4 protein-coding genes and 1 pseudogene are annotated in these 4,724 nt (G+C 60.8%); all 5 read right to left on the bottom strand.

All coding sequences use genetic code 11. The annotated features are described in order from the left end of the window. A partial coding sequence (locus tag PFH44_RS25015; protein WP_283826495.1) for an ABC transporter permease occupies window positions 1-659 on the bottom strand: 659 nt, incomplete at its 3' end. Between the two features lie 45 nt (window positions 660-704). Beyond that, window positions 705-2,408, bottom strand: a complete 1,704-nt coding sequence (locus PFH44_RS25010; RefSeq protein WP_283826494.1) for an ABC transporter substrate-binding protein — start codon at window positions 2,406-2,408, stop codon at window positions 705-707. A 163-nt stretch (window positions 2,409-2,571) separates the two neighbouring features. After that, window positions 2,572-3,600 carry a methionine ABC transporter ATP-binding protein gene (locus PFH44_RS25005; protein ID WP_045858679.1) on the bottom strand — a complete coding sequence of 343 codons (1,029 nt, stop codon included), beginning with the start codon at window positions 3,598-3,600 and terminating at the stop codon, window positions 2,572-2,574. A gap of 64 nt (window positions 3,601-3,664) precedes the next feature. Then, on the bottom strand, window positions 3,665-4,441 hold the full coding sequence (locus PFH44_RS25000; protein WP_045858677.1) for a MetQ/NlpA family ABC transporter substrate-binding protein: 777 nt from the start codon (window positions 4,439-4,441) through the stop codon (window positions 3,665-3,667). Window positions 4,442-4,515: 74 nt separating this feature from the next. Further along, window positions 4,516-4,724: pseudogene (locus PFH44_RS24995) on the bottom strand (metal ABC transporter permease); the annotation flags it as partial.

Here is a 4,724-nt window from a genome sequence, read left to right as displayed (position 1 = left end):
GCGGTGCGGATAAAATCCATTTTCCCCACCTCAAGCATGCTGGCGCGAAAGTAGCGCGTCAGGCTACCGGCCTGCAGCATCACCAGCGCCAGCACCGGCAGCGCCAGATGCGCCGCCACCTGCAGGAGATAGGCCCAGCCGCGATCGTCGCTGCCGGTGTTGGTCATACCGCCCGGCGGCAGCCAGTGCAGATCGACGGCGAACCACTTAATCAGCAGCAGGCAGAGGAAAAAGGTCGGGAAGGACATGGCGGCGAAGACGGCGATGCTGACCAGGTGGTCGAACAGCGAGTTGGGCTTCATGGCGGAAACGATGCCCACCGTCAGGCCGATGCCCCAGTAGAAAACCAGCGCGACGCTGGCCAGCAGAAAGGAGTTCCAGACGTACTGGTTGAGCAGTTGGCTGACCGGGATCTGGTACTGCAGCGAGAAGCCCAGGTCGCCGCGCAGCAGCTGGCCCAGCCAGTGCAGGTAGCGGGTGAACAGGGGCTGGTCAAGGCCGTAGATCGCCTTCAGCTCGGCGGCGCGGGCGGCGGTAAGGTTGATGTTACCGTCGATAAAGTCGCCCGGGGTTTTGGCGAACAGCATAAAGATGATCAGGGAGGCCAGCAGCAGCATCGGCAGGGTCTGCAGCAGCCGTCTGAGGATAAAATTTCTCATAACATTCTCACGTTCCCCGCCGGTAAACCCCGGCGGGGACGATATTTACCTGGCGATTTTGACGTCCGGCAGGCTGCCGGTCAGACCGTTATAGATATCCGGCTTAAAGCCGCTGACCCTGGCGCTGCTGGCGGAGAGGATCTCGCGATAGCCGAGGAAGATAACCGGCGGGTCTTCCGCCAGCACTTTGTACAGCTGGTGGTAAATCGGCTTGCGCTGGTTCACGTCGAGCACCGAATTGCCCTCGCTAATCAGCTTATCGACCTGCGGATTGTGATAGCCCGACTCTTTCGCCTCGCTGCTGTAGAAGTCCCACACCCCGTCGTGCGGATCGTTCAGCGTGCTGGTGCTGAAGGAGGCCAGATCGTAGTTACCGGATTTGCGCTGGGCCATCAGGGCGTTGAAGTCCACCACCTGCGGCTTCAGCAGGACGCCAATCTGCTGCCAGTTCTCTTTGGCGATGGGGATCAGCGCATCGTTGAGCACCTTCTTGCTAACCAGCAGCGTCAGCTCGAGGCGCCTGCCGTCTTTCACCCGGATGCCGTCCGGACCGGGCTTCCAGCCCGCCTCATCCAGCAGCTTCCTGGCCTGCGCCGGATCGTATTGATACGGATTGACGCCCTCAGCGTTGTAGGCCCAGGAGATCGGGGCGATAGGCTCAATGGCCACCTTGCCGTAGCCCTGATACACCACGTCGATCAGCTTCTGCCGGTCGAGGCCGTAAATCAGCGCCTGGCGCACTTTGACATCCTGCAGCGCCGGGCGGCGTACGTTGAATTCAACCTGGCTGTAGTCGCTGGAGCCGTAGAGGTTGATGTTGGCGAAGCCGAGCATTTTCAGCTGTTCGATATCGTCCGGGCGTGAGGTAAAGGCGTCGTAATCGGTCTCGCCGGTCTGGAACAGCTGGAAGTTGGTGGACGGATTGGTGACGCGGTAGATAAAGCGCGGCGTCGGCGGCGTGCCGCGGTAGTAATGGCTGTTGGCGTGGAAGCGGATCTCCTGGCCCGGGAGATACTTGTCGTAGACGTAGGGGCCGTTGCCCAGCGGCTTGCCGTGCAGCGAGCGCAGATAGTCGAGCTGTCCGCGCTGATATCCCTTGCCGTAGTAAGCTTTGGAGAGCACCGGGCCGCCGATTTTGGCAAGCGTGGTGGCGCCCGGTTCGCTGGTGGTCACCTGCAGCGTCAGCGGGTCGATCACCTTCAGGCCGCTCACGCTGTCTGCCGTGCCGGCCTTGTATTCAGCGCCGCCGGTAATATTGGCGAGCGTGATGTCGGTATCGCCGTCGTATTTGGGATCCAGCAGCACGGTGAGCGTAAAGGCCACGTCTTCGGCGGTGAGCGGCGAGCCGTCGCTGAAGGTCAGATTGGGGCGCAGCCTGATGGTGTAAACCTTGTTATCGGCGCTGACGGTCCAGCTTTCGGCCAGCCCGGGGACCAGGTTACCGTGGCTGTCCCAGTCAATCAGCCGCGAAAAGATGACGTTGGTGACGTTTTCGTCCCAGCCGTTAACGAAGAAGTAGGGGTTAAAGATGCCCTGCGGCTCGGAGATGCCGGCGACCACGGTGTCTTTACGCAGCTTCGCCGAGGCCGGGATCTGGCTGGCATCGGTGGCCGGGGTGATCCCTTCCTGTAAAATATCGTCCGCGCTGGCGACAGAAGAAAATGCCACCGCGCCGCCAAGGAGCGCGATTTTCAGAGCCAGAGAAAATCGCGAACGTTTGGTTTTTAATCCGGGCAGTAATCTGGACAAAAGTGCTCCCTCATCAAATAATTGCGCTGAAATTTACAATTCATGACGAAAGATAAGAGCCGCACCTCCGGCTGTCTAACACCGAAAAGCTATGATTTATAGCGAATTGGAATTAGCAATAATACAGAATTAAAATGCCGGATTTTCGCTAAGGCATAGTGATTTACGCTATCACCTCCGTGCCGAGGGTGAAGCGGTCCGCTACCCAGCCGTGCTGGCGCAGCGCGGCGAGGTCCAGCGGCTGCGCCAGGCGAACCCGGATCTGGCCGATGGTTCGCCCCTGGATATGCTCGCAGCTGCTGGAGAGCAGGCTGGCCTGGGCCCCGAGCAGGCCGGCGATCTGCTGTAAATTGGGCTCCCGCCCGCTGCTGCCGTCAAAGTGGAGCGTCACCACCTGGCGACCGGCGGCCAGCGCCTCCGGCTCGCCGGGGCGCGCGTGGTGCAGCGTCCCGGTCATGCTGCGGGTGACCTCGTGCTGCGGATTGCCAAAAATCTGCCACACCTCGCCCTGTTCAATAATTTTGCCCTGTTCGAGCACCGCCACCCGGTCGCACAGCGTACGAATCACGTCCATCTCGTGGGTGATAAGGATAATGGTCAGGCCGAGGCGCTGGTTTATCTCTCTCAGCAGCGCCAGCACGGCGTAGGTATTCTCCGGGTCGAGCGCCGAGGTCGCCTCATCGCACAGCAGGATCTCCGGCTGGGTGACCAGCGCGCGGGCGATACCGGTGCGCTGCTTCTGCCCGCCGGAGAGCCGCGACGGCCAGCTGTCGCGCAGGGCGCTAAGGCCCACCAGCTCAAGCATTTCGTCGACCCGCCGCCGTCTTTCGTCCCGGGGAACCCCGGCCATTTTGAGCGGCAGCTCGACGTTCTGCGCCACCGTCTTCGTCGACATCAAATTGAAATGCTGAAAGATCATCGCCACCCGGCGGCGCAGATCCCGCAGCTGGGCGGGGGCATAGCGGCGGGTCGGCTCGCCGTGAATAATGATTTCGCCGCTGTCGGCGCTCTCCAGGCGGTTAAACAGGCGCAGCAGGGTGGATTTCCCGGCGCCGCTGCGCCCGATAATGCCGAAGATTTCGCCCTGGTGAATCGTCAGGTTGATATCCTGCAGCGCCCGAACGCCGTTGGGGTAGGCTTTGCCGATGTGGGTTAGCTCAATATGCGGTGCCGCGGTGGGCGCGTTGGTCACGGTATTCTCCTCCGTTAGCCAGCAAATGGCGGCAGCGGTGGCGCTGCCGGGTCGATTTCAGCGCTTAGAAGCCGGGCAGAATTTTGCCCTTATAGCGGGTGAGGATGAAGTTGCGCACCGCCTCGGAGTGCAGGGCCTTCGCCAGCTTCTGGATCCCAGGATCGTTGATGTTGTCGGGGCGGGCCACCAGGTACTCGACGTACAGATCGCTGCCTTTTTCCACCAGCAGCGCCTTGTCGGTATCAATTCCGGCCTCCAGGGCGTAGTTGGCGAAGATAAACGCCAGGTCGACCTGATTCACTGCCCGCGCCAGCATCGCCCCCTCCAGCTCGCGGATTTTAAAACGGTGCGGGTTGCTGACGATATCCCGGGTGGCCGACTGCGGGTCCTGCGGATTTTTCAGGGTGATGAGCCCCGCGTTGCTGAGCATCACCAGCGCGCGGCCGGTATTGACCGGATCGTTGGGGATGGCGATGGTGGCGCCGTCCGGTACCTCTTTAATCGATTGGTATTTGCTGGAGTAGGCGCCAAACGGTTCGATATGGACGCCCACCACCGGCAGCAGATGGGTGTGCCGGGTCTGATTGTAGTTATCGAGGAACGGCCGGTACTGGTAGTAGTTGGCGTCGAGGTTCTTTTCCGCCAGCTGCTGATTAGGCTGAATAAAATCGTTGAAGACTTTGATTTTTAAATCGACCCCTTCTTTCGCCAGCGCCGGTTTGACGAATTCGAGGATCTCGGCGTGCGGCACCGGCGTGGCGCCGACGGTCAGAGTTTCACTGGCGGCGGCCGAGAAAGAGAACAGGGCCAGCAGCCCGGCGGCGATAAGCGTTTTTTTCATCATCTTTTCCTTTAATGTTTGCGCAACGGATGCCCGTCAACCGGCTGCGGCAGCCGGAAGAGGGCGGGCATCCTTTATTTACGGCTTATTGACCGCACGAGGCGGTCGCCGCTCATTTGTAATATCTGCACCAGGGCAATCAGCAGCAGCACGGTAACCACCATGACGTCGGTCTGAAAGCGCTGATAGCCGAAGCGGATCGCCAGGTCGCCGAGGCCGCCGCCGCCAATTACCCCCGCCATCGAGGTGTAGTCCACCAGCAAAATGGCGGTGCCGGTAACGG

Origin of the sequence: Klebsiella sp. Ech2A, assembly GCF_030078455.1 — a bacterium.
Taxonomy (GTDB): Bacteria; Pseudomonadota; Gammaproteobacteria; order Enterobacterales; family Enterobacteriaceae; genus Klebsiella; species Klebsiella terrigena.
Note: the sequence above shows the minus strand (reverse complement) of the source record. Positions and strands in the feature narration are given on the sequence as shown.